Origin of the sequence: Collinsella sp. AF20-14LB, assembly GCF_003459505.1 — a bacterium.
In the GTDB taxonomy this organism is placed as follows: Bacteria; Actinomycetota; Coriobacteriia; order Coriobacteriales; family Coriobacteriaceae; genus Collinsella.
Genome location: NZ_QRWD01000041.1, coordinates 1 through 2149, shown reverse-complemented (window position 1 = coordinate 2149; position 2149 = coordinate 1). Strand labels below are relative to the sequence as shown.

The following is a 2149-nucleotide window of genomic DNA, read 5'->3' as shown; positions in this document are numbered from 1 at the left end:
CGCGCGGCAAGGAGATATATTGCCAGACCGGAGGGGCGCCGTGGGCGGGAATCTGGGCGTACACATTTCCTACACAGTTTGGGATTCTCAGCTGTATTTAAAAGTAATAAAGAGGGGACCTCGTTTCCGAGATCCCCTCCTCCGTCTATCTATAGAAATAGGCTTTCAAAGCCTTAGTCCAAGAGCTTGCGACCGGACTCCTCGATCGCGTCAAGTGCTGCATCAGCCTCGGCGGCATCCGCGCCCTTAGCGAAGATGTACAGCTTAATCTTGGGCTCGGTGCCAGAAGGACGGACGATACCCTTGTTACCACCCTCGAGATCGAACTCAATGACATTAGCCTTCGGCAGGCCGTTCACGCAGGTGTTGTAATCCACGACGGCCTCAATCTTGGAACCGGCGAGCTCCGCGGGCGGGTTCTCGCGCAAACCAGCCATGATGCCGGCCATCTTTGCCGCACCCTCAGCGCCCGGATAGCTTAGCGAAATCGTCTTGTTGTGATAGTAGCCATACTTCTCGTACAGCTCGTGCATCGCATCGGCAAGGTTCTTACCCTGGAGCTTGTAATACTGCGCCATCTGGCAAATCAGAAGCGAAGTGCTCACGGCGTCCTTGTCGCGCACGTGGTCGCCGGCCAGATAGCCGTAGCTCTCCTCGAAACCGAAGATAAAGCGATCGACCTCGCCAGCATCGGAAAGAGAAGTAATGCTGTCGCCGATGTACTTGAAGCCCGTCAGGCAGCGGCGAAGCTCAAAACCGTACTCGTCGGCCAGAGCGTCAACCATGGCGGAAGAAACGATAGTAGTAACGGCAACCTTCTTAGTGAGGTCCTCACCGCGGGCAGCACGGGTCTTGCAGATATAGTCGAGCAGCAGAACGCCCATCTCATTGCCGGTCAGCAGCAGATAGTCATCGCCATTTTTAACGGCAACGCCAACACGGTCGGCGTCGGGATCGGTTGCAAGCAGCAAATCAGGGTGAACCTGCTCGCAGAGATCGATGCCCTTCTGCATGGCCTGACGGATCTCGGGGTTAGGATACGGGCAGGTCGGGAAATCGCCGTTAGGCTCCTTCTGCTCGGGAACAACCGTGACATCGGTGATGCCAGCGCGCTCGAGCACCGTAGTAACGGGAATGAGGCCGGTGCCGTTGAGCGGAGTGTAGACGAGCTTAAGCGGAGCGCCAGCGATCTCCTCGGCAGAAAGGTTAGTCACGCCGCGCGCGAGAACGGCGTCGTAATAACGCTCGAGGCACGAGTCGTCGATCCATTTAACCAGACCCTGCTCAAGAGCCTCATCAAAGTCCATGGACTTCACGCCGGTGAATGTATCGGTCTCGGCGATAGCCTTAGAAATTGCATCGGCGGCCTCGCTGGTGATCTGGCAGCCATCGGGGCCATAGGCCTTATAGCCGTTATACGGCGCTGGGTTATGGCTAGCGGTCATGCAAATGCCACCGGAGCACTTAAGATCACGGACGGCCCAGGAGAGCGTCGGCACAGGAGAAATCTTGGGATACACGAGGGCAGTCACGCCGTTTGCTGCAAGAATGGCAGCCGTAGTCTTAACGAACAGCTCACCTTTATTGCGGCTATCGCGAGCGATGGCGACCGTCGGATGCTCAAAGGTCGCATTGAGGTAGTCAGCGAATCCCTGGGTCGCACGACCGACCGTATAGATATTCATACGGTTAGTGCCCGCACCGATAGTGCCGCGAAGACCGGCAGTACCGAAGGCGAGATCCTGGAAGAAAGCGTCGGTGATGGCGTCCTCATCACCCTGCTCCTTCATCGTGTTGAGCTCAGCGAGGAGCTCCTCGTCCTTGACATTGGCAATCCAAGTATCAAGCAGCTCATGAACATCTGCCATGTGAGTCCTTCCGTCACAATCAATAAAACGACCCGTGTAAAAACAGGACAAGCGCAGCAGTGCGCTAAAGCAAATATTAGTCCATTGAGAACAGAGAACCGGCCAAAGAACGGTGAACGTCTATATTCAGCGGTGGATGATTAAATTGATTTAATTGCATAAGGAATGTTGCTCGTAAACGCAAAAAAAGGGGGAGGCCGCGAGGCCTCCCCCTTCTTCAAGTCATCAGACGGCTCGGTGCCGTCCACCGGTCAGCGGCGCCCTGGCCTCCCACGGGCTGG

The 2149-nt window shown here is 56.1% G+C and carries 1 protein-coding gene; it reads right to left on the bottom strand.

Annotation, left to right across the window (positions count from 1 at the left end; translation table 11 throughout):
- Window positions 1–173 precede the first annotated feature (173 nt).
- Entirely contained in the window at window positions 174–1868 is a 1695-nt protein-coding gene (locus DWX63_RS11010; protein WP_117843728.1) for a phospho-sugar mutase, read from the bottom strand.
- Window positions 1869–2149 lie beyond the last annotated feature (281 nt).